General features: G+C 67.0%; 24 protein-coding genes, 2 tRNA genes and 3 pseudogenes. 17 read left to right on the top strand and 12 right to left on the bottom strand.

Going from position 1 to position 23373, the window contains the following annotated elements; translation table 11 throughout:
- Positions 1–7 precede the first annotated feature (7 nt).
- From H7I57_RS11935 to H7I57_RS11910, 6 genes are all read left to right on the top strand, one after another.
- On the top strand, positions 8–604 hold the full coding sequence (locus H7I57_RS11935; protein WP_264023708.1) for a rhodanese-like domain-containing protein: 597 nt from the start codon (positions 8–10) through the stop codon (positions 602–604).
- A 6-nt stretch (positions 605–610) separates the two neighbouring features.
- Positions 611–1588: a sulfite exporter TauE/SafE family protein gene (locus H7I57_RS11930; protein WP_264023704.1), complete on the top strand. Its 978-nt coding sequence runs from the start codon at positions 611–613 to the stop codon at positions 1586–1588.
- Positions 1589–1643: 55 nt separating this feature from the next.
- Positions 1644–1916: a metal-sensitive transcriptional regulator gene (locus H7I57_RS11925; protein ID WP_264023703.1), complete on the top strand. Its 273-nt coding sequence runs from the start codon at positions 1644–1646 to the stop codon at positions 1914–1916.
- Between the two features lie 35 nt (positions 1917–1951).
- Positions 1952–2542, top strand: coding sequence for a class I SAM-dependent methyltransferase (locus H7I57_RS11920; protein WP_264023702.1), 591 nt, complete (start codon positions 1952–1954; stop codon positions 2540–2542).
- 64 nt (positions 2543–2606) lie between these two features.
- On the top strand, positions 2607–3350 hold the full coding sequence (locus H7I57_RS11915) for a peroxiredoxin (protein WP_372510198.1): 744 nt from the start codon (positions 2607–2609) through the stop codon (positions 3348–3350).
- A complete protein-coding gene (locus H7I57_RS11910) occupies positions 3350–3682 on the top strand; it encodes a rhodanese-like domain-containing protein (protein WP_264023701.1) in 333 nt (110 codons plus the stop codon). The genes H7I57_RS11915 and H7I57_RS11910 overlap by 1 nt, the downstream gene beginning before the upstream one ends.
- A 36-nt stretch (positions 3683–3718) precedes the next feature.
- On the opposite strand, the gene H7I57_RS11905 is transcribed toward H7I57_RS11910, so the two are convergent.
- From H7I57_RS11905 to H7I57_RS11895, 3 genes are all read right to left on the bottom strand, one after another.
- Positions 3719–4339, bottom strand: a complete 621-nt coding sequence (locus H7I57_RS11905; RefSeq protein WP_264023700.1) for a DsbA family oxidoreductase — start codon at positions 4337–4339, stop codon at positions 3719–3721.
- A gap of 17 nt (positions 4340–4356) precedes the next feature.
- Positions 4357–4725, bottom strand: coding sequence for a carboxymuconolactone decarboxylase family protein (locus H7I57_RS11900; protein ID WP_264023699.1), 369 nt, complete (start codon positions 4723–4725; stop codon positions 4357–4359).
- 122 nt (positions 4726–4847) lie between these two features.
- Positions 4848–7022 (bottom strand): glutamine synthetase III family protein, encoded by a 2175-nt coding sequence (locus tag H7I57_RS11895; RefSeq protein ID WP_264023698.1) that lies wholly within the window; start codon positions 7020–7022, stop codon positions 4848–4850.
- A gap of 190 nt (positions 7023–7212) precedes the next feature.
- Here H7I57_RS11895 and H7I57_RS11890 point away from each other — a divergent pair.
- The 7 genes and pseudogenes from H7I57_RS11890 (at position 7213) to H7I57_RS11860 (ending at position 13364) form a co-directional block, all read left to right on the top strand.
- A pseudogene (locus tag H7I57_RS11890) lies at positions 7213–9580 on the top strand (FdhF/YdeP family oxidoreductase).
- A complete protein-coding gene (gene fdhD, locus H7I57_RS11885) occupies positions 9568–10404 on the top strand; it encodes a formate dehydrogenase accessory sulfurtransferase FdhD (RefSeq protein WP_264023697.1) in 837 nt (278 codons plus the stop codon). The pseudogene H7I57_RS11890 and the gene fdhD overlap by 13 nt, the downstream one beginning before the upstream one ends.
- 7 nt (positions 10405–10411) lie before the next feature.
- Positions 10412–10705, top strand: a complete 294-nt coding sequence (locus H7I57_RS11880; protein ID WP_264023696.1) for an alpha/beta hydrolase family protein — start codon at positions 10412–10414, stop codon at positions 10703–10705.
- Positions 10702–11178, top strand: coding sequence for an alpha/beta fold hydrolase (locus H7I57_RS11875; RefSeq protein ID WP_264023695.1), 477 nt, complete (start codon positions 10702–10704; stop codon positions 11176–11178). The genes H7I57_RS11880 and H7I57_RS11875 overlap by 4 nt, the downstream gene beginning before the upstream one ends.
- Positions 11061–11402: an alpha/beta fold hydrolase gene (locus tag H7I57_RS33735; protein ID WP_372510197.1), complete on the top strand. Its 342-nt coding sequence runs from the start codon at positions 11061–11063 to the stop codon at positions 11400–11402. Before H7I57_RS11875 ends, H7I57_RS33735 begins: the two co-directional genes overlap by 118 nt.
- A gap of 322 nt (positions 11403–11724) precedes the next feature.
- Positions 11725–12036 (top strand): annotated as a pseudogene (locus H7I57_RS33970) (glycosyltransferase); the annotation flags it as partial.
- Positions 12036–13364, top strand: a complete 1329-nt coding sequence (locus H7I57_RS11860; protein ID WP_264023692.1) for a nucleotide disphospho-sugar-binding domain-containing protein — start codon at positions 12036–12038, stop codon at positions 13362–13364. The pseudogene H7I57_RS33970 and the gene H7I57_RS11860, both read left to right, overlap by 1 nt.
- Positions 13365–13499: 135 nt before the next feature.
- Here the strand turns inward: H7I57_RS11860 and clpX are convergent, their stop codons facing one another.
- The gene (gene clpX / locus H7I57_RS11855; RefSeq protein ID WP_264023691.1) at positions 13500–14780 is read right to left on the bottom strand and encodes an ATP-dependent Clp protease ATP-binding subunit ClpX; all 1281 of its coding nucleotides are present in this window, start codon (positions 14778–14780) and stop codon (positions 13500–13502) included.
- A 272-nt stretch (positions 14781–15052) separates the two neighbouring features.
- Positions 15053–15364, bottom strand: a complete 312-nt coding sequence (locus tag H7I57_RS11850; RefSeq protein ID WP_264023690.1) for a hypothetical protein — start codon at positions 15362–15364, stop codon at positions 15053–15055.
- 108 nt (positions 15365–15472) lie between these two features.
- Here H7I57_RS11850 and H7I57_RS11845 point away from each other — a divergent pair, with 108 nt between their 5' ends.
- Positions 15473–15916 (top strand): TIGR03618 family F420-dependent PPOX class oxidoreductase, encoded by a 444-nt coding sequence (locus H7I57_RS11845; protein ID WP_264023689.1) that lies wholly within the window; start codon positions 15473–15475, stop codon positions 15914–15916.
- A gap of 24 nt (positions 15917–15940) precedes the next feature.
- Here the strand turns inward: H7I57_RS11845 and clpP2 are convergent, their stop codons facing one another.
- From clpP2 to H7I57_RS11825, 4 genes are all read right to left on the bottom strand, one after another.
- Entirely contained in the window at positions 15941–16567 is a 627-nt protein-coding gene (gene clpP2, locus H7I57_RS11840; RefSeq protein ID WP_264023688.1) for an ATP-dependent CLP protease proteolytic subunit ClpP2, read from the bottom strand.
- Complete coding sequence (locus H7I57_RS11835) at positions 16564–17211, bottom strand: ATP-dependent Clp protease proteolytic subunit (RefSeq protein ID WP_264023706.1); 648 nt, start codon at positions 17209–17211, stop codon at positions 16564–16566. The genes clpP2 and H7I57_RS11835 overlap by 4 nt, the downstream gene beginning before the upstream one ends.
- Positions 17212–17270: 59 nt before the next feature.
- Positions 17271–18731, bottom strand: coding sequence for a trigger factor (gene tig / locus H7I57_RS11830; protein ID WP_264023686.1), 1461 nt, complete (start codon positions 18729–18731; stop codon positions 17271–17273).
- A gap of 34 nt (positions 18732–18765) precedes the next feature.
- A tRNA-Pro gene (locus tag H7I57_RS11825) sits at positions 18766–18842 on the bottom strand.
- Positions 18843–18977: 135 nt separating this feature from the next.
- On the opposite strand from H7I57_RS11825, the gene H7I57_RS11820 reads away from it, so the two are divergent.
- From H7I57_RS11820 to H7I57_RS11810, 3 genes and pseudogenes are all read left to right on the top strand, one after another.
- Positions 18978–19051, top strand: a tRNA-Gly gene (locus tag H7I57_RS11820).
- Between the two features lie 91 nt (positions 19052–19142).
- A pseudogene (gene pstB / locus H7I57_RS11815) lies at positions 19143–19235 on the top strand (phosphate ABC transporter ATP-binding protein); the annotation flags it as partial.
- 97 nt (positions 19236–19332) lie between these two features.
- Complete coding sequence (locus tag H7I57_RS11810) at positions 19333–19644, top strand: hypothetical protein (protein WP_264023709.1); 312 nt, start codon at positions 19333–19335, stop codon at positions 19642–19644.
- A 27-nt stretch (positions 19645–19671) separates the two neighbouring features.
- On the opposite strand, the gene H7I57_RS11805 is transcribed toward H7I57_RS11810, so the two are convergent.
- From H7I57_RS11805 to H7I57_RS11795, 3 genes are all read right to left on the bottom strand, one after another.
- A complete protein-coding gene (locus H7I57_RS11805) occupies positions 19672–21570 on the bottom strand; it encodes a PQQ-dependent sugar dehydrogenase (protein WP_264023685.1) in 1899 nt (632 codons plus the stop codon).
- Positions 21571–22182: 612 nt separating this feature from the next.
- Positions 22183–22452: a hypothetical protein gene (locus tag H7I57_RS11800; RefSeq protein ID WP_264023684.1), complete on the bottom strand. Its 270-nt coding sequence runs from the start codon at positions 22450–22452 to the stop codon at positions 22183–22185.
- 188 nt (positions 22453–22640) lie between these two features.
- Positions 22641–23108, bottom strand: a complete 468-nt coding sequence (locus H7I57_RS11795) for a hypothetical protein (protein ID WP_264023683.1) — start codon at positions 23106–23108, stop codon at positions 22641–22643.
- Between the last annotated feature and the right edge of the window lie 265 nt (positions 23109–23373).

Here is a 23373-nt window from a genome sequence, read left to right as displayed (position 1 = left end):
CATTCCCATGACTGCACCTGTCACCATCGATTCGCAGGACCTGCGCGACCGCCTCGGTTCGGCGGCACCCCCGCGGGTTCTCGACGTCCGCACCCCGGGCGAGTTCGAAACCGCCCACATCGCCGGCGCCTACAACGTCCCCCTCGACCTGCTGCGCGAACACCGCGACGAGATCATCACCCACCTCGACGAGGACGTCGTGCTGGTGTGCCGCTCCGGGCAACGCGCCGCACAGGCCGAGGAAACCCTGCGCACCGCCGGGCTGACCAACGTGCACATCCTCGACGGCGGGATCACCGCCTGGGAAGCCAAAGGATTCGCGGTCAACCGCGGCGCCCAACGCTGGGACCTCGAACGCCAGGTCCGCCTGGTCGCCGGCTCGATCGTGCTCTCCAGCATCCTGGCCAGCGTCGCCGCCCCCAAACTCAAATGGCTGGCCGCAGGCGTCGGCGGCGGACTGACCTTCGCCGCAGTCTCCAACACCTGCGCGATGGGCATGCTGCTGGCCAAACTGCCCTACAACCGCGGCACCGCCACCTGTGACGCCCAAACCATCGTGTCCCAGCTCGTCGAATCCAACACCGCGAATCCGAAAGCGAGGTAGACGATCATGATCGCGTTGACCGTTGCGNTGGCCGTGTTCGTCGGCATCGCCCTCGGACTGCTCGGCGGCGGCGGATCCATCCTGACCGTCCCCCTGCTCGCCTACGTCGCCGGCATGGACGCCAAACAGGCCATCGCCACCTCACTGCTCGTCGTCGGCGTCACCAGCGCCATCGGCGCCATCTCCCACGCCCGCGCCGGCCGGGTGCAATGGCGCACCGGCCTGATCTTCGGCGCCGCAGGCATGGCCGGCGCCTACGGCGGCGGCCTGCTGGCCCAATTCATCCCGGGCACCGTGCTGCTCATCGGCTTCGCCATCATGATGATCGCCACCGCCATCGCCATGCTGCGCGGCCGCAAAAACCTCGACACCACCACCGGCGACCACCACCTACCCATCCCCAAGATCATCGCCGAAGGCCTGGTCGTCGGCCTGGTCACCGGCCTCGTCGGCGCCGGCGGCGGATTCCTCGTCGTCCCCGCCCTCGCCCTGCTCGGCGGACTACCCATGCCCATCGCCGTCGGCACCTCACTGATCGTCATCGCCATGAAATCCTTCGCCGGCCTCGGCGGATACCTCGCCAGCGTCCAGATCGACTGGGGCGTGGCACTGGCCGTCACCGCCGCCGCCGTCATCGGCGCACTGATCGGCGCCCGCCTGACCGCAATGGTCAACCCCGACGCGCTACGCAAAGGCTTCGGCTGGTTCGTACTCACAATGTCCTCCGTCATCCTCGCCCAAGAAATCCACCCAGCCGTCGGAATCGCCGCAGCAGCACTCACCGCNCTACGCAAAGGCTTCGGCTGGTTCGTACTCACAATGTCCTCCGTCATCCTCGCCCAAGAAATCCACCCAGCCGTCGGAATCGCCGCAGCAGCACTCACCGCCATCGCCGGCGCACTGTACGTCGCCTGCAACCGGAACGGATTCTGCCCATGGCGCCGACTCAGTCGCCACCCCCGCGCCTCGGCGGCGACCGGTTGACGCTGTGCGCCGGAAAAGACCTCAAAACACCCCACACGGAAATGGAGGACCCGACATGGCCGGTGATCCAATCGCCGCCTCTGCGGTACTGAACCGGTTGCGGCGCGCCCAGGGACAACTGGCCGGCGTGATCTCGATGATCGAGCAGGGCCGCGACTGTAAGGACGTCGTCACACAGCTCGCCGCGGTGTCAAAGGCCCTGGACCGCGCCGGATTCAAGATCGTCGCCACCGGGATGCGGGAATGCGCCACCGGCATAACCCCCGACGGCGATCACGCACCGATGACCGAGGCCGAGCTCGAAAAGCTCTTCCTCACACTGTCGTAGCTCGGCCGACGCGGGCAACCTGAAGGGCCTGGGCGATGGACTCGACTGGATGGGATGAGCGCTACGCCAGCGCGGAACACCCCTGGGGCTCGGCACCGCCGGGCGCACTGATGTCGCGGTACGCGGCACTGCGTCCGGGGCGGGCCGTCGATCTCGCCTGCGGAGACGGGCGCAACGCCCGGTACCTGGCCGCGTCCGGTTGGGAGGTCGAAGCGGTGGACTTCTCGCCGGTGGCGATCGAATTGGCCAGTAGTGCGGATGACAGCGAGAGCATCTCGTACACGGTCGGCGACGCTCGTGAGTGGCAGCCCGAGCGACCTGCCGATCTGGTGGTGATCAGCTTCCTGCACCTTCCGCTCGACGAGCTGATCCGGGTCATCACCACGGCGGGGACCTGGCTACGCCCCGGCGGGCATCTGCTCTACCTCGGCCACGCATCGGAGAACTTCGTCTACGGGGTCGGAGGCCCCGCCGATCCCGCGCTTCTGCCCGGCGCCGCCGATCTCGCGAGAGCAAGCCAGGGCATGCGGGTCGTCGAACTCGCCCACCTCCTCAGACCACACGGCAACCGCCAGGCGATCGACATTCTTCTTCACGCCGAACCGTGGGACGCTGACCCAGGGTGAGTCAGCGACTGGCGCTCCCTCGACAGATTTCAACTAGCACCATAAGGAAAGCGAAATGATTGCCATGACTACCAACGAGATTCCCGCCCCCACCACGGCCACCGTGCCGGGCATGCCGCGCATCGGCGACCCAGCGCCTGCCTTCACCGCCGTGACGACCCAGGGTGACATCACCTTCCCCGCGGACTACGCCGGCAAGTGGGTCATCTTCTTCTCCCATCCCGCGGACTTCACGCCGGTCTGCACCAGTGAATTCATGACCTTCGCCTCGATGCAGCAGGAGTTCGCCGCCTACAACACCAAACTGGTCGGCCTGTCGGTCGACGGGCTCTACAGCCACATCGCGTGGCTGCGAACCATCAAGGACAAGATCGCCTTCCGCGACATGTCCAACGTCGAGGTCACCTTCCCGCTGATCGAGGACATCTCGATGAAGATCGCCGAAATGTACGGGATGATCATGCCCGGCGAGGACTCGACCAAAGCGGTGCGTGCGGTTTTCGTCATCGACCCCGAGGGCAAGATCCGCGCCGTCATCTACTACCCGCTGAGCCTCGGCCGCAACTTCGACGAGTTGCTTCGCGTCATCAAGGCCCTGCAGACCGCCGACCACTTCTCGGTCGCCACACCCGCCGACTGGCGCCCGGGAGAGCCCGTCATCGTTCCGCCTGCGGGCTCGTGCGGCACCGCCCAGGAACGCATGGACGGCCACGCCGAGGGCGTCAAGTGCGAAGACTGGTTCTTCTGTACCAAGGAAATCCCCGCCGACGAGGTCGAGGCCGCCATCCGAGTGAAAGGCAAGGCGTGATGGACGTATTGGAAGTCGATCCGAACGGGGCGACGGGACTCGTTGACGAGTCCGCCGCCATCCTGCTCGACGTACGCGAGGACGACGAGTGGAAGGCGGGCCACGCTCCCGGCGCGATTCATGTGCGACTCGGTGACCTCGACCCGCGCTCCTTCGACACCAGTGCACCGGTCGTCGCGGTCTGCCGGTCGGGCAACAGATCTGGTTCGGCGGCAAAGAAACTCGCGGCCGCCGGGGTCACCGTCTACAACCTCGTCGGCGGCATGAAGGCCTGGCGGGACGCCGGGCAACCGGTGATTCGCGACGACGGTACGGACGGCACCGTCCTCTGATCCGGGGCGCGGTGGGACACTGCCGGGCAGGCCGCCTCAGCCGAAGAGGCGGTCGACGAGCGCGTCGGTGTCCTGCTTCCAGGCGACGACGAAGTTCCCGACGTCGTCGCGGCTGATGGCCAGGCTGGGACAGAACCAGCTTCCGCCGTCATCGGTGAAGAAATGCGGCGAGCCGGTCACCCCGCGGGTGCGGCCCTCGTCCCAGTCGGCGCGGACCGCGGCGGACGTGGCCTCGGCGTCAAGGGGTTCGAGGTCGAACCGCGCGGCGAGCGGTGCGACGACCTCGGGCAGCCCGATATCGAGCCCCTCCTCGAAAACTGCGTTGCGAAGCGCGATGCCGACCTCCTCGACCAGCGCAGGATCGCCGGCGCGGTCCGCCGCGGCCGTCAGCGCGAACGCGGTCATCGAGGTCTTTGGGAAGGCATCGACCGAGAAGCCCGCGAACAGGTCGGGGCGCACGGACGCCCGTAGCGCGGAGACCTCCGCATCGATGTGGTGCGGGTCGAGCGGCTTGCCGTTGATCAGCTCGAGCGGCCATGCCCGGATTCGCAGGCGCGGTTCGGTGAGGCCGTGCTGGTCCCGCCGGTCGACCAGTGTCCGAAGACCGACGTGGGTGAACGGACACAGGATGTCGGCGAAGACCTCGACGGTACGCATGGCAGAGACAGGGCCCGTCACGTCGACTGGCCCTGACCGGCATCGGCGAACTCACAGAAAGCATCGTAGGCGCGCGCGCCGTAGATGGTGGCCGGCCCGCCGTTCATCATGATGCTGACACCGATGACCTCGGCCGCCTCCTGTTTGGTGGCACCCGCGCGGACGGCGCCGCGCGCGTGCGAGGCGATGCATCCGTCGCAGCCCTGGACCACCCCGATCACCATCGCGATCAGTTCCTTGATCTTGGGTTCGAGTGCGCCAGCGCCCAACGCGGCGCGGCTCAGCGCGCCGAAGCCGTCGTAGACCTCCGGGATCATCTGCCGCAATGCGCGATGCTGCGGCCTCAGTTCATTGAGCACTACGGCGTGATGATCGTGATCTGTCATACGCCCAACCTATTCGGCGATGCTGTGGAGCAGCAGGGACTTATGACCCTGGTCTGGCTGTGTGACGGCAACGCAGGCGCCCCCGTGATTCGAGGGCGCCTGCATCGGCGAAGTCGTCACCCTCAGAGGATGTAGAGCATCTCCTGGTAGGTAGGCAGCGGCCACAGGTCGTCGGCGACGACGCCCTCGAGCGAGTCGGCGGCAGCACGCACCGCGTCCATCAGGGGCAACAGGCTCTGCGCATGCGCGGCCTCCTCGGCGGCCGAATCACCGCCATGCTCGGCCACCGCCGTCTTGAGGGCGGTCAAAGCCCCCGTCATCTCCGAGATCGGCGCCGACACCGCCGCCAACATGGTCATGTCCGGCTCCACACCCGCCGCCTTCAGCGTCGCGACGTTCTGAGCCAGCTCGGTCTGGTAGCGGATGGCCGCAGGCAGGATCACCGTCGACCCCACCTCCAGCGTCAGCTTCGCCTCGACCGCCACGGTCAGGGCGTACATCTCGTACCGCACCTCGACACGGCTCTCCAGCTCACGGGCGCTGAAGACGCCGTACTTCTCGAACACCTCGATCGCCTCCGGCTTCACCAGCTCCGGAATGGCGTCCAGTGTCGTCTTCAGGTTCGGCAGCCCCCGCTCGGCGGCCTCGATCTGCCAATTCTCCGAGTAGCCATCGCCGTTGAACACCACCGCACCGTGCTCCGTGATGATCTCGGTCAGCAGCTTCTGCACCGCCATGTCGAAGTCCTCGCCGCCGGCGACGGCCTCCTCCAGCACCGTGGCCATGTAGTCGAGGGCGTCGGCCATGATCGTGTTGAGGACGATCATGGGCACGTTGATGGTCTGCCCGGAGCCCGGTGCCCGGAACTCGAAGCGGTTGCCGGTGAACGCGAACGGACTGGTGCGGTTGCGGTCGCCCGGATCTGTCGGCAGCACCGGAAGGGTGTCGCAGCCGATGATCATGGTGCCCTTGCCCTTGGACGATGTGGCCGCACCCTTGGCGATCTGCTCGAACACGTCGGCCAGCTGATCGCCGAGGAAGATCGAGATGATCGCCGGCGGGGCTTCGTTCGCACCGAGGCGGTGGTCATTGGTGGCCGAGGCCACCGACACCCGCAGCAGCCCGGAGAACTTGTGCACCGCCCGGATCACCGCTGCACAGAACACCAGGAACTGGGCGTTCTCGTGCGGGGTGTCGCCGGGCACCAGCAGGCTGCCGAACTGCGCGTTGCCCATCGAGAAATTGACGTGCTTGCCCGATCCGTTGACGCCGGCGAACGGCTTCTCGTGGAACAGGCACTCCATGCCGTGCTTCTTGGCGATGGTCTTGAACGTGGTCATCAGCAACTGCTGGTGGTCGGCGGCGATGTTGGCCCGCTCGAACATCGGCGCGATCTCGAACTGCCCGGGCGCAACCTCGTTGTGGCGGGTCTTGGCCGGGATGCCGAGCTTGAACAGCTCACGTTCGGTGTCCATCATGAAGCCCAGTACGCGTTCGGGAATGGCACCGAAGTAGTGGTCGTCGAATTCCTGGCCCTTGGGCGGCTTGGTGCCGAACAGCGTGCGGCCGGCGTTGATCAGGTCCGGGCGGGCGAGGAAGAAGTGCCGGTCGATCAGGAAGTACTCCTGCTCGGGCCCGCAGAACGACACGATGTTGTCGAAGTCCTTGTGGCCGAACAGCTTCAGGATCCGCTCGGCTTGCGCGCCCATGGCCTGCTGGCTGCGCAGCAGCGGTGTCTTGAAGTCGAGTGCCTCGCCGGTCATCGACACGAACACCGTCGGGATGCACAGCGTGTTGCCGTTCGGGTTCTCCAGGATGTAGGCGGGACTGGTGACGTCCCAGCCGGTGTAGCCGCGGGCCTCGAAGGTGCTGCGCAGACCGCCGGACGGGAAGCTCGACGCGTCGGGCTCACCCTGGATCAGCGTCTTGCCCGCGAACTCGGCCAGCGTCTGACCGTCGGACACCGGCTCCAGGAAGCTGTCGTGCTTCTCGGCGGTCAGCCCCGTCATCGGGTAGAAGACGTGCGCGTAGTGCGTCGCGCCCTTCGACAGCGCCCAGTCCTTCATCACCGAGGCGACGGCGTCGGCGACGGCCGGGTCCAGCTTGGCGCCCTTCTCGATCGTCGCGACGACGGACTTGTACACCGATTTGGGCAGCCGCAACTGCATCTCGGCCTTGGTGAAGACGTTCGAACCGAACACCTCGCCGGGCGCCTCGGTGGGGTCGAAACTGATCGCCGGCGGCACGTACGCCTCGACGTTGTTGATCGCCTGCAGGCGTACCGCGTTTCCGCTCAATGGAGTTCCTATCACTGCTGGTGCCCGCCGGTTGCTTGACGGACCGTTGACCGGCCAACACTAGGAACGGTCGATGGCGAACTTGTTACGCTCCCGTCACCGGCAGAATGCGTTTGCCGAATCGGCGTGACCCCGTCCGTCTGGCCACCACGGAGCAAGGGGCCTTTGCGCGGCGGCCTAGGCTGGGTTCATGGGTCTTCGGCTGCGCAGGGGTCGCGGTGTCACCCGCGACATCGGGGCGGACTACGACGAGCACGCGGTGGTGGTCACCGACGGAGAACGCGAGGCCGCCGGAGTCAAGGCCGTGCTGGTGTCACTGCAGCGCGGGTTGAAGTCGATGGGCCCCCTGCGGACCGCGGCCTCCCTGGTGCGGCTCAATCAACGCAAGGGCTTCGACTGCCCCGGTTGCGCCTGGCCGGAGGAACCCGGCGGTCGCAAGTTCGCCGAGTTCTGCGAGAACGGCGCCAAGGCGGTCGCGGAAGAGGACAAAACGCGTCGTCACACCCGAGTTCTTCGCTCGGCACCCGATCGCCGACCTCGAAGGCCGCCCGGAGTACTGGCTGAGCCAGCAGGGTCGGCTCACCCACCCGATGGTGCTGCGGCCCGGCGACGACCACTACCGAGAGATCGGGTGGTCGGAGGCGTACCGCTTGATCGCCGACGAACTACGCGCGCTGGACGACCCGGATCAGGCGGTGTTCTACACCTCCGGCAGGACCAGCAACGAGGCCGCCTTCCTCTATCAGTTGCTGGTGCGGAGCTTCGGCACCAACAACCTGCCGGACTGCTCGAACATGTGCCACGAGTCCTCGGGCGCCTCGCTGATCGAGTCGATCGGCATCGGCAAGGGCTCGGTGAGCGTCGAGGACGTCGCGGGAGCCGACCTGATCGTCATCGCCGGCCAGAACCCGGGAACCAACCATCCGCGGATGCTGTCGGTGCTGGAGAAGGCGAAGGCCAACGGCGCCAAGATCATCGCCGTCAACCCGCTGCCGGAGGCCGGCCTCATCCGGTTCAAGGACCCACAGAAGGTTCACGGCGTGGTGGGGCACGGCGTCGCGATCGCCGATGAGTTCGTCCAGATCCGGCTCGGCGGCGACATGGCGTTGTTCGCCGGCGTGGCCCGCCTGCTGCTGGAGGCCGACGATCGGCGGCCGGGCAGCGTGCTCGACCGCGACTTCATCGACACGCACTGCGCCGGTTTCGCCGAATACGAGGCTCAGGCCCGCGCGGTGAACCTCGACACCGTGCTCGAGGCCACCGGAATCGACCGTGCCCAACTGGACCGGGTGGCCGCGATGTTCGCCGAATCGCAGCGGACGGTGGCGTGCTGGGCGATGGGCCTCACCCAGCACCGGCACGCGGTACCGATGATCTCCGAGATCACCAACGTCCTGCTGATGCGCGGCATGATCGGCAAGCCGGGAGCCGGATTGTGCCCGGTGCGTGGACATTCCAACGTGCAAGGTGACCGCACGATGGGCATCTGGGAGAAGATGCCGGAGACGTTCCTCGCCTCGTTGGACACGCACTTCGGCATCACCAGCCCGCGCAAGCACGGACTCGACACCGTCGCCGCGATCCGCGCCATGCGTGACGGCGACGCCAAGGTGTTCATGGCGATGGGTGGCAACTTCGCGCTCGCGACACCGGACACCGAGGTCACCGAGGCCGCACTGCGCTCCTGTGCGCTGACCGTGCAGGTGTCCACCAAGCTGAATCGCAGCCACATCGTGCACGGCCGCACCGCGCTCATCCTGCCGTCCCTGGGCCGTACCGACCGCGACGTCCAGCGGGGCGTGAAACAACAGGTCTCCGTGGAGGATTCGATGTCAATGGTGCATCTGTCCCGAGGCAGCCTGCACGCGCCGGGAGATCAGGTGCGCAGTGAGGTCGCGATCGTCTGCCAACTGGCCCGTGAACTGCTTGGCCCCGGCCACCCGGTGCCCTGGGAGCGGTTCAACGACGACTACGACACGATCCGCGACGCGATCGCCGCGGTGGTGCCCGGGTGCGCCGACTACAACGTCAAGGTGCGCGCGCCCGACGGCTTCCAGCTGCCGCACGGCCCCCGCGACTCCCGCGAATTCCCCACCCGCACAGGCAAAGCCAACTTCGCGGTCAACCCGCTCGAATGGGTGCCCGTTCCGCCCGGCCGGCTGGTCCTGCAGACACTGCGCAGCCACGACCAGTACAACACCACCATCTACGGTCTCAGCGACCGCTATCGCGGCGTGGAGGGCGGTCGGCGGGTGGTGTTCGTGAACCCGGCCGACATCGCGTCGTTCGGCCTCACCGCGGGCGACCGGGTCGACCTGGTGTCGGAGTTCCCTGCCGGCGATGGGATGCAGGAACGCCGCGCCAAGGACTTCAGGGTGGTGCCGTACTCCACGCCGGTCGGCAATGCCGCGGCCTACTACCCGGAGACGAACGCGCTGGTTCCCCTCGACCACGTCGCCGCCAGGTCGAACACCCCGGTGTCGAAGGCGGTCGTCATCCGGCTCGAGCCGGCGAGCGCCCCGGAGGATCTGGTGAGCGGAGCGTCATGGGACGAGTGACCACACGCCGCCGCGTCCACCACGTCACCGCCGACGACGCGGTCGCCCGGCCCGAGACCCTGGTCGTCGAGGAGCCGCTGGAGATCCGCGTCAACGGCACGCCGCTGACCGTCACCATGCGTACGCCCGGCTCGGATGTCGAACTGGCCCAAGGTTTTCTGCTCACCGAAGGGGTCATCGCCCGGCGCTCCGACATCCTGTCGGTGCGGTACTGCCGCGGCGCTGAACAAGACGGCTCGGGCCTCACCCAGAACACCTACAACGTGCTCGACGTGACGCTGGCGCCCGATGTGCCGGCGCCGGATGTGGATCCCACCCGCAACTTCTACACGACGTCGTCGTGCGGTGTATGCGGGAAGGCGTCGCTGGAGGCGGTCAGGCTGATCAGCAAGCACTGCCCTGGCGACGACCCGTCGACGGTCGGCGCCGAGATTCTGTCCGTGCTACCGGACAAGCTGCGCGACGGGCAGAAGGTCTTCGCCGCAACCGGTGGACTCCACGGCGCCGCGTTGTTCGCGACGGACGGCACCGTCCTGGTGGTCCGCGAGGACATCGGCAGACACAACGCCGTCGACAAGGTCGTCGGATGGGCGCTGGAACAGCACCGGATACCGCTGAGCGGCACCGTGCTGCTGGTGAGCGGACGAGCGTCCTTCGAGCTGACCCAGAAAGCGGTGATGGCAGGCATCCCGGTCCTCGCCGCGGTGTCGGCGCCGTCGTCGCTGGCGGTCGATCTGGCCAGCCAGTCCGGCCTCACGCTGGTGGCGTTCCTGCGGGGCGATTCGATGAACATCTACACCCGGCCCGACCGCGTCACGAACTGAGCGGGCGATGAAACGCGCCGGGAACACGCCGCCGTTTCGGTCGGCCACCGGCGAGATCCTGCCGAACAGCGTCGCCGAGGCCGGCTACCACCGGCTGGGTGGCAGCGATCAGTGGGTGATGATCCGCGGCGAGAACCTCGCCAATCCACCGCTGATTCATCTGCACGGGGGGCCGGGCTTCTCCGAGAGCCGGCTGTTGCGTCATTTCAATGCCGACCTGGAGAAGAACTTCACCGTCGTCTACTGGGACCAGCGCGGGGCGGGCAAATCGTTCGGCCGGGGGTCCCCCGATCGTCCATGACCGTCGAGCAGTTCGTCGCCGACCTCGATGAACTCGTCGACTTGGTATGCGCACGGCTCGCCAAGAGCGCAGTGCTGATCTTCGGCCACTCGTGGGGCTCCGTCCTCGGCGTGCTGTACGCCAAGCGATTTCCGCACAAGGTCGACGCCTACGTCGGTAGCGGCCAGATCGGTGACTGGCAGGCGGCCGAGTCCGCGTCCTATGAGTACGCCCTCGCCCGAGCCACCCGCCTGGGTCACCGCAAGGCCCTGAAGGACCTGCGTGCGATCGGCCCGCCCCCGTACCCCGCCGCAAGTGTGTTCAAGGAGCGCACCTGGCTGCAGCGGTTCGACGGCCAGCTGCGCCCGGCGGCACTGTGGAAATACGGCCGAATCGCGCTGGGCGAAAGGAATCATCGATCTTCGATTTGCCCAATCAGTGGCGGGGCTTCCGGTTCTCGATGGACGCGATGTGGACGGAGGTCTCGAAACTGAACCTCGTGACCGCCGCTCCCATACTGCAGATGCCGGTGTTCTTCTTTCTCGGCCGCCACGATCGCTGGGTGCCGCCAGCGACCAGCGTGGCCTATTTCGACGCCCTGACCGCACCGTCGAAGGAACTCGTGTGGTTCGAGGAGTCCGGCCACGAGCCGTTCGTGGACGAACCGGCCAGGTTCAACCGGGCGATGCTGGAACGGGTACGCCCGGTCGCCGGGTGACCTGCAATCTCCACGTTTTCTCCACACAACCTCCAAGCGTGCACCTCGCCTGGTCGCCGAGCATCGAGGCATGCCAGAGATCCTCATCGCCTCCTGCCCTCCGATCGGACACATCTCGCCGTTGCTGAACGTCGCGCGTGGCCTCGTGGCACGCGGTGACCGCGTTACATTCCTCACCAGCGCCCGGCATGCGGACAGGATCCGCGCGGTCGGCGCCGCCCCCCGCTCGCTGCCACTCGGCGCCGACTACGACGACTCCGCGTTCGACGCGCAACTTCCCCGCTGGGCCGAGACATCGGGCATCGCGCGGATCAACTTCGACGGAGCCGTTCAGCGGGCCCTGTCCGACGGGGTGCCGCTCGTGGTGGCGGGCCGGACCGAGGACAAACCGGAGGTCGCGGCCCGTGTCGCGTACTTCGGGGCGGGAATCGATCTGCGGACGGGAACGCCGACCGCCGCGGCGGTGCGCCGGGCGGTGCGGGAGGTGCTGGGCAACGTGGCATTCCGCGACAATGCCCGGCGACTGCGGAGCGCCTATGCCACACACGACGGTGTCACCGAGATCGCGGCGGTGGTCGACGAGGTGATCGAGCGGCGGACCGCCACACTCGGACACGTTCGGGGGCGACGCTGATGGCCACCGTTCTCATCGCCGTGTTGTCGCCGACGGGTCACGTCGCCCCGTTGCTTGCTGTCGCCGAGGATCTCGTGTGCCGCGGGAATCGGGTCACCGTGATGACGGGTGCGATCCACACCGAGTCGATCCGGGAGACGGGAGCCCATCCCCATCCGCTGCCGCCGGCGGCCGACTTCGACGACACCCCCTTCGACGCCGCCCAGCGTGCGGCCAGGTCCGGCCTCGATGCGCTCGGCCGGGCCATCACCCGCCTGTTCCTGCGACCGTTGCCCCACCAGGCGGCCGAACTCCGCAGAGCGCTGTCCGAACAGCACTATGACGCGATCATCGTCGACTACGGCTTCTTCGGGATCCTGCCGCTGCTGCTCGGCGACCGCGCTGATCTGCCACCGGTGCTGTACTACACCCCGACCCCGCTGATGCTGTCCAGCCGCGACACCGCCCCCACCGGTCTGGGACTGCCACCGGCCACCGGCCCGGCAGGCCGGATGCTGCACCGCGGCCTGACAACGCTCTCCCAGCGCGTGTTGCTGCGCAACGCGCAGCGCACCGCGGACGAGATGCTGATCTCGCTGGGCGCACAACGCCTTCCGGTACCGCTGCTCGATGTCGGAGCACTGGCCGACCGGTTGATCGTGCCGACGGTGCCGAGCTTCGAGTACCCGCGCAGCGATCTGCCCGCCGGGGTGCGGTTCGTCGGGCTGGTGCGCCCACGATCCTCGGACGGTTTCGTGCCGCCGCCCTGGTGGGCGGAACTCGACGGCAGCCGCCCCGTCGTCCACGTCACCCAGGGCACGGTCGACAACCGAGACCTGTCGCGTCTGATCGAACCCGCCATCACGGCGCTCGCCCACGCGGAAGTCACCGTGGTCGTCAGCACCGGCGGCCGCGACGTCGGCGAGATAACCGTCCCGATACCGGCCAACACCCACGTCGCCGAATACGTTCCGCACGACCAGCTGCTCCCGAAGGTCGACGTCCTGGTGTCCAACGGCGGTTACGGCGGGGTGCAGCGAGCTCTGGCGGCGGGGGTACCGGTCGTCGTCGCGGGCGGTACCGAGGACAAGCCGGAGGTCGCTGCCCGGGTGGCGTGGTCGGGCGCGGGAATCGACCTGAGAACCGGTACGCCGTCGCCTGCTGCGGTCGTGTCCGCCGTCCACCAGATCCGCAGCGACGACCGCTACCTGCGCAACGCCCGCAGTCTGGAGGCGGCCTTCGCCCGCCGCGACGGGGTCGCCGAGATCGCGGCCCTCGTCGACGAGGTGGTCCAGGAGCGCTCCGGCCGCGCCGCCAGCGGCATCGCGAAGAGGAAGAGCCTTCGATGAGCGCGTGCGCGGACCCGTTCGGCCGCCCACGGCTTGCGACTGCTGCGCAGGAGTGCGCTGAAATTGTGCCCACGGTCGTCGGAACGCCGGTAGCGCAGCGGTCAGCGCAATCTCGCCTCGGACCTGCAGAAAATGCTAGGCGCTCTTGTCGCGACGCTCCGTGCGTGACGGCTTGCGCGGCACGATCGTCGGCAGCACGTTGTCTTCCACCGTCTCCTTGGTGACGACCACCTTGGCGACGTCGTCACGGCTGGGGATGTCGTACATCACCGGCAGCAGCACTTCCTCCATGATGGCGCGCAGGCCACGGGCACCGGTGCCGCGGTGGATGGCTTGATCGGCGATCGCCTCGAGTGCGTCCTCGTCGAACTCCAGTTCCACGCCATCCATCTCGAACAGGCGGGTGTACTGCTTGACCAGGGCGTTCTTCGGAGTCGACAGGATCTGCACCAGCGACTCCTTGTCCAGGTTCGTCACCGAGGCCACGACGGGCAGACGGCCGATGAACTCGGGGATGAGCCCGAACTTGATCAAGTCCTCTGGCATCACTTCGGCGAAGTGGTCCTGAGTGTCGATCTCGGCCTTCGAGTGCACCTCGGCGCCGAAGCCGAGACCGCGCTTGCCGACCCGGTCGGACACGATCTTCTCCAGCCCCGCGAACGCACCGGCAACGATGAACAGCACGTTGGTGGTGTCGATCTGGATGAACTCCTGATGCGGATGCTTGCGGCCGCCCTGCGGGGGAACCGAGGCCTGGGTGCCCTCGAGGATCTTCAGCAGGGCCTGCTGCACGCCCTCACCGGAGACGTCGCGGGTGATCGACGGGTTCTCGCTCTTACGGGCGATCTTGTCGACCTCGTCGATGTAGATGATGCCCGTCTCGGCGCGCTTGACGTCGTAGTCCGCGGCCTGGATCAGCTTGAGCAGAATGTTCTCGACGTCCTCGCCGACATAGCCGGCTTCCGTCAGCGCCGTCGCGTCGGCGATCGCGAACGGAACGTTCAGCATCTTCGCCAGCGTCTGCGCGAGGTAGGTCTTGCCGCAGCCGGTGGGGCCGAGCATCAGGATGTTGGACTTGGACAACTCGACGGGCTCGGCGCGGGAATCACGCATCTTCTCCTGCGCCTGAATCCGCTTGTAATGGTTGTAGACGGCGACGGCCAGCGTCCGCTTCGCCGTGTCCTGACCGATCACATAGCCCTCGAGGAAATCGCGAATCTCGGCGGGCTTGGGAAGCTCGTCAAGTTTCACGTCATCGGCGTCGGCCAGCTCCTCCTCGATGATCTCGTTGCACAGGTCGATGCACTCGTCGCAGATGTAGACGCCCGGACCCGCGATGAGCTTCTTCACCTGCTTCTGGCTCTTACCGCAGAACGAGCACTTCAGCAGGTCACCGCCGTCTCCAATGCGTGCCATGGTGCTGGGGTCCTACTTCCTGTCGGCAGTCGATGATCGATCGGTTCGCTGGGTCGCAGCGGCGATGTCTCCGACGCTACCCGCTTGTTCCGGGGCCGTGCGACCGATAAGTCGAATAGCGCCCGTGGTATTTAGCTGTGTGTTCGCGTCAACATATCGCCTGTCGGGTTCCGTTTGGCCGTGGACGCACCACTGTGTCTCTGGCGTGTCGTCGCCGTTACCGCTCCGGAAGCCCTCCGCAACCAAGGTACGCGCCGTCGCGCATCGCGCTCCTACCGGCGACCGGGGCCGATCGGCCCGGGACCCACCGGACCCGGCCCGACAGGACCCGGACCCACCGGGCCGACCACTCCGCCGACCCCGACGGGACCTACGGGGCCGACGATCGGATTGGGAGGATTGAGGTAGACGTCGACGTCGTAGTACAGACATTGTGAGGAATAGATGTCCCAATACATCCCGACCGGGCAGACCACGTCATCGGCGCGGCTGACCGCGGGCGCGGCGCCCTGGGCGGCCAACCCGAGTACCGCAGCACCGGCGAGCGCGACGATCGCAGCGCTGCGCCGTATCCCGACCACCATGGTTGCCCCCTGTCACCGTTCGCTGTGGGTGACAGCCTGCCACGTTTGACGCCCCCGTCAGCGCCGATCGGCGCCATTGCCCTCCGGCGGCTGTCGTAGTCTCCGAACATGACCACGACCGTCGAGGACGCCTTCGCGCTGGCCAGGGACGACAACGGCCTGGCCGTGGTGTCCACCCTGCGTGCAGACCACACGATCCAGTCGTCGGTGATCAACGCCGGGCCGCTGCCGCACCCGGCGACCGGCCGACCGACGCTGGGCTTCGTCACCTATGGCCGGGTCAAGCTGGCCAACCTGCGGGGCAGGCCCCAGCTCGCGGTGACCTTCCGGCAGGGCTGGCAGTGGGCCACCGTCGAGGGGCGCGCCGAACTGGCCGGCCCTGACGATCCGCAGCCCTGGCTCGACGACGACACCCTGCGCCGGGTGCTTCGCGACATCTTCACCGCGGCGGGCGGAACGCACGACCATTGGGACGAGTACGACCGCACCATGCGCGAGCAGCGACGCACCGCGGTGCTCATCACACCGACGCGGGTCTACAGCAACGGCTGACGGACCCGAACGAGAAGCGCCGGGTCAGCCCTTCTGGGCCGACAGCTTGCGGTACTCGAGCACCGTGTCGATGATGCCGTAGTCCTTCGCCTGCTCGGCGGTCAGGATCTTGTCGCGGTCGGTGTCCTTGCGGATCTGCGCGGCATCCTTGCCGGTGTGGCGTGCCAGCGTCTCTTCCATCAGGGTGCGCATCCGCTCGATCTCCGCGGCCTGGATCTCCAGGTCGGAGAACTGGCCCTGGATGACGCCGCCCAACGACGGCTGGTGGATCAGGATGCGGGCGTTGGGCAGCGCAAGACGCTTGCCCGGCGTTCCCGCGGCGAGCAGCACCGCGGCGGCGGAGGCCGCCTGGCCCAGGCAGACGGTCTGGATGTCGGCACGGACGTACTGCATGGTGTCGTAGATCGCCATCAGGCTGGTGAAGGAGCCGCCGGGCGAGTTGATGTACATGGTGATGTCGCGGTCCGGGTCGAGCGACTCCAGCACCAGAAGCTGCGCCATGATGTCGTTCGCCGACGCGTCGTCGACCTGCACGCCGAGGAAGATGATGCGTTCCTCGAATAGCTTGTTGTACGGGTTGGACTCCTTGACGCCGAAGCTGGAGTGCTCGATGAACGACGGAAGGATGTAGCGCGCCTGAGGCTGGATCATGAGGCACTCCCGTTGAAATTGGCGTGGGTGATGATGTGGTCGACGAAGCCGTACTCGAGGGCTTCCTGCGCCGTGAACCAGCGGTCACGGTCGGAGTCGGCCTCGATGCGCTCGATGGTCTGACCGGTGAACTCCGCGTTGAGGCGGAACATCTCCTTCTTGATGACCGCGAACTGCTCGGCCTGGATGGCGATGTCGGCAGCCCCGCCGGTGATGCCGCCGAGCGGCTGGTGCATCAGGATGCGGGCGTGCGGCAGCGCGTAGCGCTTGCCCTTGGTGCCTGCGGCCAGCAGGAACTCGCCCATCGAGGCGGCCATGCCCATCGCGTAGGTCGCCACGTCGCACGGGGCGAGAACCATGGTGTCGTAGATCGCCATGCCGGCGCTGATCGAGCCGCCGGGCGAGTTGATGTAGAGGTGGATGTCCTGGGTGGGATCCTCGGCCGACAGCAGGAGGATCTGGGCGCACAGCCTGTTGGCGATGTCGTCGTCGACCTGGGAACCCAGGAAGATGATCCGCTCGGACAGCAATCGCTCATACACCGAGTCGACAAGATTGAGGCCCGATGAGGCGCCACGCATTTCAGTCACGACTGAATACCTGCTTTCTTTATGTACTTCCGACGCGGTGACCGTCTTACGAATGACACTAACCAACGCGCGCCGCCGGGGAGTCCCCAGACGGTGCCCGTTCGCTCAGAGCGTCACTTCGTGTCGGCGGCGTCGTCGTCTTCGGTGTCGTCTTCGGCCTCGGCGTCTTCGGCGCTGACGGCTTCGTCCGCGGCGTCCGCGGCGTCCTCGGCCTCGGCCACGTCGGCGTCCTCGGCGGCCTCGGCCTGCTCACCCGCGGGGCCGAAGAACTCGGTGGTGTCGATCTCGTTGCCGTCGGTGTCGACGACGGTCGCACCGTGAACCACCGCGGCGACGGTCAGGCCGCGACGCACGTCGGCGAACATGGCAGGCAACTGGTTGTTCTGTTGCAGCATCTGCAGCAGCTGCTGGGGCTCCAGACCATACTGACGGGACATCAGCACCAGCCGCTCGGTCAGGTCGTTCTGACCGACCTGGACATCGAGCTTGTCGGCGATGGCGTCCATCAGGAGCTGGGTCTTGATGGCCTTCTCCGCGTTGGTGCGGTTGTCGGCGTCGAACTCCTCGCGGCTGCTGCCCTGCTCCTTGAGCGCATCCTCGAACTTCGACTCGTCGTGGTCGATCCCGTGGATCGCGTTGTGCAGCGTGTCGTCGACCTGTGCCTGCACCACCTTCTCGGGCAGCGGGACCTCGACCTGCTCGAGTAACTCCTCGATCGCCTTGTCGCGGATCTGCTCGGCCTGCTGAACGCGCTTGGTCCGGGCCACCTGCTCGCTGAGACTGTTTCGCAGTTCCTCGATGGTGTCGAATTCGCTTGCCAGCTGGGCGAAGTCGTCGTCCAGCTCGGGCAGCTCGCGCACCTTGATCGACTTGACGGTGACGGTGACCTGCGCCTCCTGGCCGGCGTGGTCACCGGCGACCAGCGTGGTCGTGAAGACGCGGCTCTCGTCCTCCTTGAGACCGGTGATGGCCTCGTCGAGGCCCTCGATCAGCTGCCCCGAGCCGAGCTCGTGGGACAGGCCCTCGGTGTTGGCTTCGGGGACGTCCTCGCCGTCGACGGTGGCCGACAGGTCGATGGACACGAAATCGCCGTCTTCCGCGGCGCGCTCGACACCGGTGAGGGTGCCGAACCGCTTCTGCAGGTTCTCCAGCTCGGTGGCGACATCTTCGTCGCTGACGCTGATCGGGTCGACGGTGATCTTCAGGGTTGCGAGATCGGGCAGGTCGATCTCGGGGCGGATGTCGACCTCGGCGGTGAAGACGAGTTCCTCGTTGTCCTCGAGCTTGGTGATCTCGATCTCGGGCTGCCCGATCGGCTGCAGCGACTCGGCGGTGACGGCTTCGCTGTAGCGGCCGGGCAGCGCGTCGTTGACGACCTGCTCGAGCACCGCGCCACGGCCGACGCGGGCCTCGAGGAGCTTGCGGGGCGCCTTGCCGGGACGGAAGCCGGGCAGCCGGATCTGCTTGGCCAGCTGCTTGAACGCCTTGTCGATCTCGGGCTCGAGTTCGGTGAAGGGCACCTCCACGTTGATGCGAACCCGGGTCGGGCTCAACTTCTCGACGGTGCTCTTCACGTTCGTACTCCTCTATATGTTCGTGGGGTGGTACTGGTCGGGGTGACAGGATTTGAACCTGCGGCCTTCCGCTCCCAAAGCGGATGCGCTACCAAGCTGCGCTACACCCCGGTCGTCGCTGCGTGCGCGCACGCACAGCGCCGGACCACCGGCGATACTACGGCCTGGCCACGCAACGCCCTCAATTGGATTTGAGTTGCGCGGGGCCGGTACAGTCTGCCAGTACTGTCAGCTTGTGCAGCACATGCGGGCGTAGCTCAATGGTAGAGCCCTAGTCTTCCAAACTAGCTACGCGGGTTCGATTCCCGTCGCCCGCTCCACTGAATCGCCTGGTAAGGCGATTTACCCAGGCCGAACGCCTATTCGGCCTCATATTTGGGTTCCATCGTCGGGTATACCTCATGCTGGAGCTCAAAGCTCAAGCAGGACAACTCCATCGTGGTGGTCACCCACAACATGCAGCAGGCGGCGCGCGTCTCGGACATGACCGCATTCCTCACGGTCGCGCTCGACGACTCCGAGGAGCGCCCCGAGGACGGCTGGTCCGCACAGGCCCGCGGTGAACGACGGGCTCGTTCCAAGTTCTCCACACGATCTCCACGTGAACTCCAAGCCCGCGCAGGCGGTGTGCAAGACGCTGGTGGACATGAACGAACACACCGAAACCCTGTCCAGGCCTGCCTGCCCGCCCGACACCGCGGCAACCCCCGCCGAGCCGGTGTTCATCAGTGTCGCCGAAGTGCTGCTCAGCAGCGCCGTGGCCGGTTCGACAGTGGGCGCTCGTCGGGTCGGCGCGCTGCACAGCTGGTGGACGAGCCGCGCCGAACGACGGGCGCGCGGGCGACGTATGGCGCGACGCCGGCCGGACTACTTCGAACAAGCAGCGGTGGCCAGGGAGACGCACCGACTGTGACCCGAACCGGAGGCTTTCAAGCGGCGATCACAACGCCGCGATCATGGCGGCAGACGTCTCCCCCGCCGCCGGGCCTCCTGCAGGCGCGAACCGCACCAGCTTGCCGAGGTCGTCGAAGTCATACACCAGTTGGTACAGGTTGCCGTCGGGTCCCTGGGCCAGCACCACGGTCGGGCCGGCATTCGGGTCGAACATCTGCGGGTCGCCGCACGTCGTGAGATCGGGGCTGCACGTGAGGACCTTGATCCAGCCCTGAACCTCGTCGGCGATGAACACCTTGTTCTGATAACCCGCCCCGAGCTGGTCGCTCGTGAAGAACAGCCCCGCCGTGATGGCCGCGCCGGAGCCGCGGGGGTAGGTGTAGATCGGATCGATCTTGCCCGCGCAGTCGCTCGTGCAGAGGCCCTCGGAGTCGGACCAACCATAGTTGCCGCCCGCCGTCACCAGGTTCAGCTCCTCGAACAGCGACTGGCCGACGTCGGCGACCAGCAACTTGCCGTCCGGAGTGAACGACATCCGGAACGGATTGCGTAGCCCGTAGGCCCAGATCAGCGGATGCGCGCCCGGCCCGAAATCGGGATTGTCGTCCGGGACGGTGCCGTCGGGGTTGATCCTGAGGATCTTGCCGAAGATGTTCGTCAGGTTCTGCCCGTTCGCCGCGACGAGGTCGTCGCCCTTGCCCCAGTACAGCTTTCCGTCCGGACCGAACGCCAGCCCGCCGCCGCGGTGGAACGTCGCCACCGTTTCGGAGGTCTCGAAGAGCACCATCTCCGACTCCGGGGCGGCCGAGTCTCCGACGACGGTCAGCCGCGACAGCCGGTCGTGGATCGCCGCCGTGGTGTAGGCGACGTACAGGTATCCGTTCTGGCTGAACTGCGGGTCGAGGGTGATACCACTGATGCCGCGCTCGAAGGCGTTGTTGACCGACAGCGTGATCAGGGGTTCATCGAGGACGGTGCCGTTCTCGATGATCTTGATCGCGCCGGTCTTCTCGGCGACGACGATGCGTCCGTCGGGCAGGAACCTGAAGTCCACCGGTTGGTACAGACCGGACGCGACGACCGTCCGGTCCAATCCGAGGAACACGGTCTCGGTTGTCTTGTGGCCGCTGTTGCCGAGCAGGCCGAACGTGAACAGGCTGAGCAGTCCCTCGCCGCCGTGGAAGTGGAAGCCGCTGCGGATGTCGCTGACCGTCACCTTGAAGCTGTCCTGGCCGGGGTACGTCGCACTGGGTGTGTAGATGAAGGTGCCGTCGGAGTTGACCTTGACCGTTCCGTGGGCGGGTCTGGTGGCCCGGTAGGTGAGCTTTGTCGAGTCGGGGTCGACGGGGTTCAGGTTGCCGACGATCGTGGCGCCCACGGCGGTGTCCTGCGACGCGTCGTGGGAGAGCGTCGGCGTCACGTTCTCGAAGAACTTGCTGCCGGACTCGGCCGCGGCGGCCGGGGTGTCGGCCGTGCTATCCGCCGATGCGGTGGCCGGCGCTTCGGCCGTGCTGTCTGCCGATGCGGCTGAAAAGCGGTGCGACCGTTTGCGTTCGGCGACCGCGACGTCATCATCGACGTCCTCCTGCGGTGCCGCGTCCCCGTCGGAGGTGTCGGAGTCGGTGTCGCCGTCGACCTCGGTATCGGCGTCAGTCTCCGTCTCCGTGACCGTGGTGTCGTCGGATGCGGCGTCCTCGGTTTCCCGTGATGACGCGGGCTCGGTGGTGTCGTCCGACCCCGTCGAGGGTGACGAGGCGCTCGCAGACGACGCGCTCGTCGACGATGTCGCGCCGGCGCCCGTCGACGACTCGGACGTGTCCGCGGAGGCCACCGCCGTCCCAGTGAGGATCGCCGCGCCGACCCCCAGGGCGAACGCCAGTCCGCCGACCCGTCCGACGTAGCGCGCGTACCCGGCCGTACTCGTCGCGGCTCTTGATTCCCCCATGTCGCCCCCTTGCGAACCGGACACCCGATGCGGTCGTCCTCTGCGGAGACTCTATTTGCTGGATTTGCCGCCCGCCTCGTTTTGGGCGAGCCGGTCGGCGTTCGCGTCAATAACCCCTCGAACCGGCCCCGTCAGCGAGCCCATGACGAACATCGGAGGGCTCCGTCCGTCGGCTCGCCGGGGACATGCCGCCCTGTGGCTGGGCGTTCTCGCGCAGGTGGCTCTCCATCCCGGCGACTGCGGAGGCCGGGCCGCGCGCAATGGTCTCGGCTCACACGCTGGCTACCGATGACATGCATTCATCATCCCGGCCGCCACGATGGCTACCCGCATGTCATGTTTGCTGCGCCATCGGCGTTGACCTCTGCCCGCCGGCGCTGTCACGCCGTCGTCGGCACAGTGCAGTGCGCGGCCCTCAGGGCCACAGGCAGAGCCGTGGTGAACGGCGAGCGGCGGGCGCCCTGTGCGGTCTTCTTTCGGCACGGCCGCAGTCCGGCATCGTCCAGTCGACGACGGCGTGGAGGTGTAGCTGCGCCGGCGCGCCTTATCGCGCCCCTTCAAGGGCCGCTACCAGTACCAACGCAGCCTGTCCAGCTGCATCCCGAGGCCGGCTCAGATGCCGGTGCACAGCGACACGAACGGAATCGGTGCGCAGATACCGATCGAGAAACCCGGCGTGGGATCGCCGTTCCACGGTGGTGGTGGCGGCGGCGGTGGTGGTGGCGGGGGTGGTGGCGGTGGCGGAACTGGTGCCACCACACAGGTGTTGGTCGGCGGATCGAATACGGTTCCGACACCACATTCCGCAGCGTTGCCCACGACCGGCGCAACCACCGTCACGAAGGCGACCGGCACGCACGCCGCTGCGCTGGCAGCTACCAAACGACGAATTCTGCCCACGATTGCAGGCCTCCCTGGGACCATCCCCGACCCCGGCTCAGCGTCGAACTTACGCCCCGCAGGCACCACTGTCACCAAATCGGCGTCTGCAGAAACTCGGGGCCGAGTCGTCGTGGCGGAGCGCCCCTCTCGCGAGAGGTTGTTCAGCTCGCCTGGCCGATCCCCCGCGGTCAGCGACGGGCGGGGACGCGTGGTCGCGCGCAGCTCACGAGAGCGGGCTGGGCGGCTGGGGCGGCGCGCCGTTGACGGCGGTCGTCACGCATCGACCGTCGGCAGAGAACTCGCTCGTCGGCTCGGGTGAGCGAGCGGTGCCGTCCGGCCAAGAGGTCCAGTTGCTGCCAGCTCAATCCGTCGAGGTCACCGTCGGCATCATGGGTGGCCACCACGACGGCGCCGCGCAGCAGTGGCACCGACTTCGCCGTGAAACTCGTTGTTGCCAAGAGGAATTCAGTCGCCCGCAGGTTGGCGCTGCGCTGGCACCCCCGCGCCGCGGGACTGAACCAGAAGTCGAACTGCCGGTCGGAGCTGGTCAAGCAGTGCAAGCCCTTGTCGTGGACGAGTTGATCGATGTCGGCCTTGCTGTAGGCACGGGTTTCATGAACGGCGCCGTCGGCGCTGATGTACAGGACTGTGTTCATTCCGCTGTTCCATTCATCTCTTTCATCGTCGTTTCGGGTCGCGCTACCCCATGGGGGCTGTTACAAGAGTTACCCCTGTGACGAATGAGACAAACCTCGATAACGATCGAATGCCGCACGTTTGAATTTCCGTACCAGGCGACCCGCGACCGGGACGCGACCAGCGCTCGGTGCCGGCCGCGCCCCGGACCGGCAGCGTCTCCGTTGAACACCGCTGTCGATGACGTGGCCCACACGGTCGCCGGTGTCGAGACCGTCGCCCACG

Origin of the sequence: Mycolicibacterium pyrenivorans (assembly GCF_025821625.1) — a bacterium.
Taxonomy (GTDB): domain Bacteria; phylum Actinomycetota; class Actinomycetes; order Mycobacteriales; family Mycobacteriaceae; genus Mycobacterium; species Mycobacterium pyrenivorans.
This window is presented reverse-complemented; position numbering and strand designations above follow the sequence as displayed.

Excerpts from the sequence above, each read along its gene's own strand:
- H7I57_RS11935 (WP_264023708.1), top strand. The coding sequence starts at position 8 with ATGACTGCACCTGTCACCATCGATTCGCAGGACCTGCGCGACCGCCTC.
- H7I57_RS11925 (WP_264023703.1), top strand. The coding sequence starts at position 1,644 with ATGGCCGGTGATCCAATCGCCGCCTCTGCGGTACTGAACCGGTTGCGG.
- H7I57_RS11920 (WP_264023702.1), top strand. The coding sequence starts at position 1,952 with ATGGACTCGACTGGATGGGATGAGCGCTACGCCAGCGCGGAACACCCC.
- H7I57_RS11915 (WP_372510198.1), top strand. The coding sequence starts at position 2,607 with ATGACTACCAACGAGATTCCCGCCCCCACCACGGCCACCGTGCCGGGC.
- H7I57_RS11910 (WP_264023701.1), top strand. The coding sequence starts at position 3,350 with ATGGACGTATTGGAAGTCGATCCGAACGGGGCGACGGGACTCGTTGAC.
- H7I57_RS11905 (WP_264023700.1), bottom strand. The coding sequence starts at position 4,339 with ATGCGTACCGTCGAGGTCTTCGCCGACATCCTGTGTCCGTTCACCCAC.
- H7I57_RS11900 (WP_264023699.1), bottom strand. The coding sequence starts at position 4,725 with ATGACAGATCACGATCATCACGCCGTAGTGCTCAATGAACTGAGGCCG.
- fdhD (WP_264023697.1), top strand. The coding sequence starts at position 9,568 with ATGGGACGAGTGACCACACGCCGCCGCGTCCACCACGTCACCGCCGAC.
- H7I57_RS11880 (WP_264023696.1), top strand. The coding sequence starts at position 10,412 with ATGAAACGCGCCGGGAACACGCCGCCGTTTCGGTCGGCCACCGGCGAG.
- H7I57_RS11875 (WP_264023695.1), top strand. The coding sequence starts at position 10,702 with ATGACCGTCGAGCAGTTCGTCGCCGACCTCGATGAACTCGTCGACTTG.
- H7I57_RS11860 (WP_264023692.1), top strand. The coding sequence starts at position 12,036 with ATGGCCACCGTTCTCATCGCCGTGTTGTCGCCGACGGGTCACGTCGCC.
- clpX (WP_264023691.1), bottom strand. The coding sequence starts at position 14,780 with ATGGCACGCATTGGAGACGGCGGTGACCTGCTGAAGTGCTCGTTCTGC.
- H7I57_RS11850 (WP_264023690.1), bottom strand. The coding sequence starts at position 15,364 with ATGGTGGTCGGGATACGGCGCAGCGCTGCGATCGTCGCGCTCGCCGGT.
- H7I57_RS11845 (WP_264023689.1), top strand. The coding sequence starts at position 15,473 with ATGACCACGACCGTCGAGGACGCCTTCGCGCTGGCCAGGGACGACAAC.
- clpP2 (WP_264023688.1), bottom strand. The coding sequence starts at position 16,567 with ATGATCCAGCCTCAGGCGCGCTACATCCTTCCGTCGTTCATCGAGCAC.
- H7I57_RS11805 (WP_264023685.1), bottom strand. The coding sequence starts at position 21,570 with ATGGGGGAATCAAGAGCCGCGACGAGTACGGCCGGGTACGCGCGCTAC.
- H7I57_RS11795 (WP_264023683.1), bottom strand. The coding sequence starts at position 23,108 with ATGAACACAGTCCTGTACATCAGCGCCGACGGCGCCGTTCATGAAACC.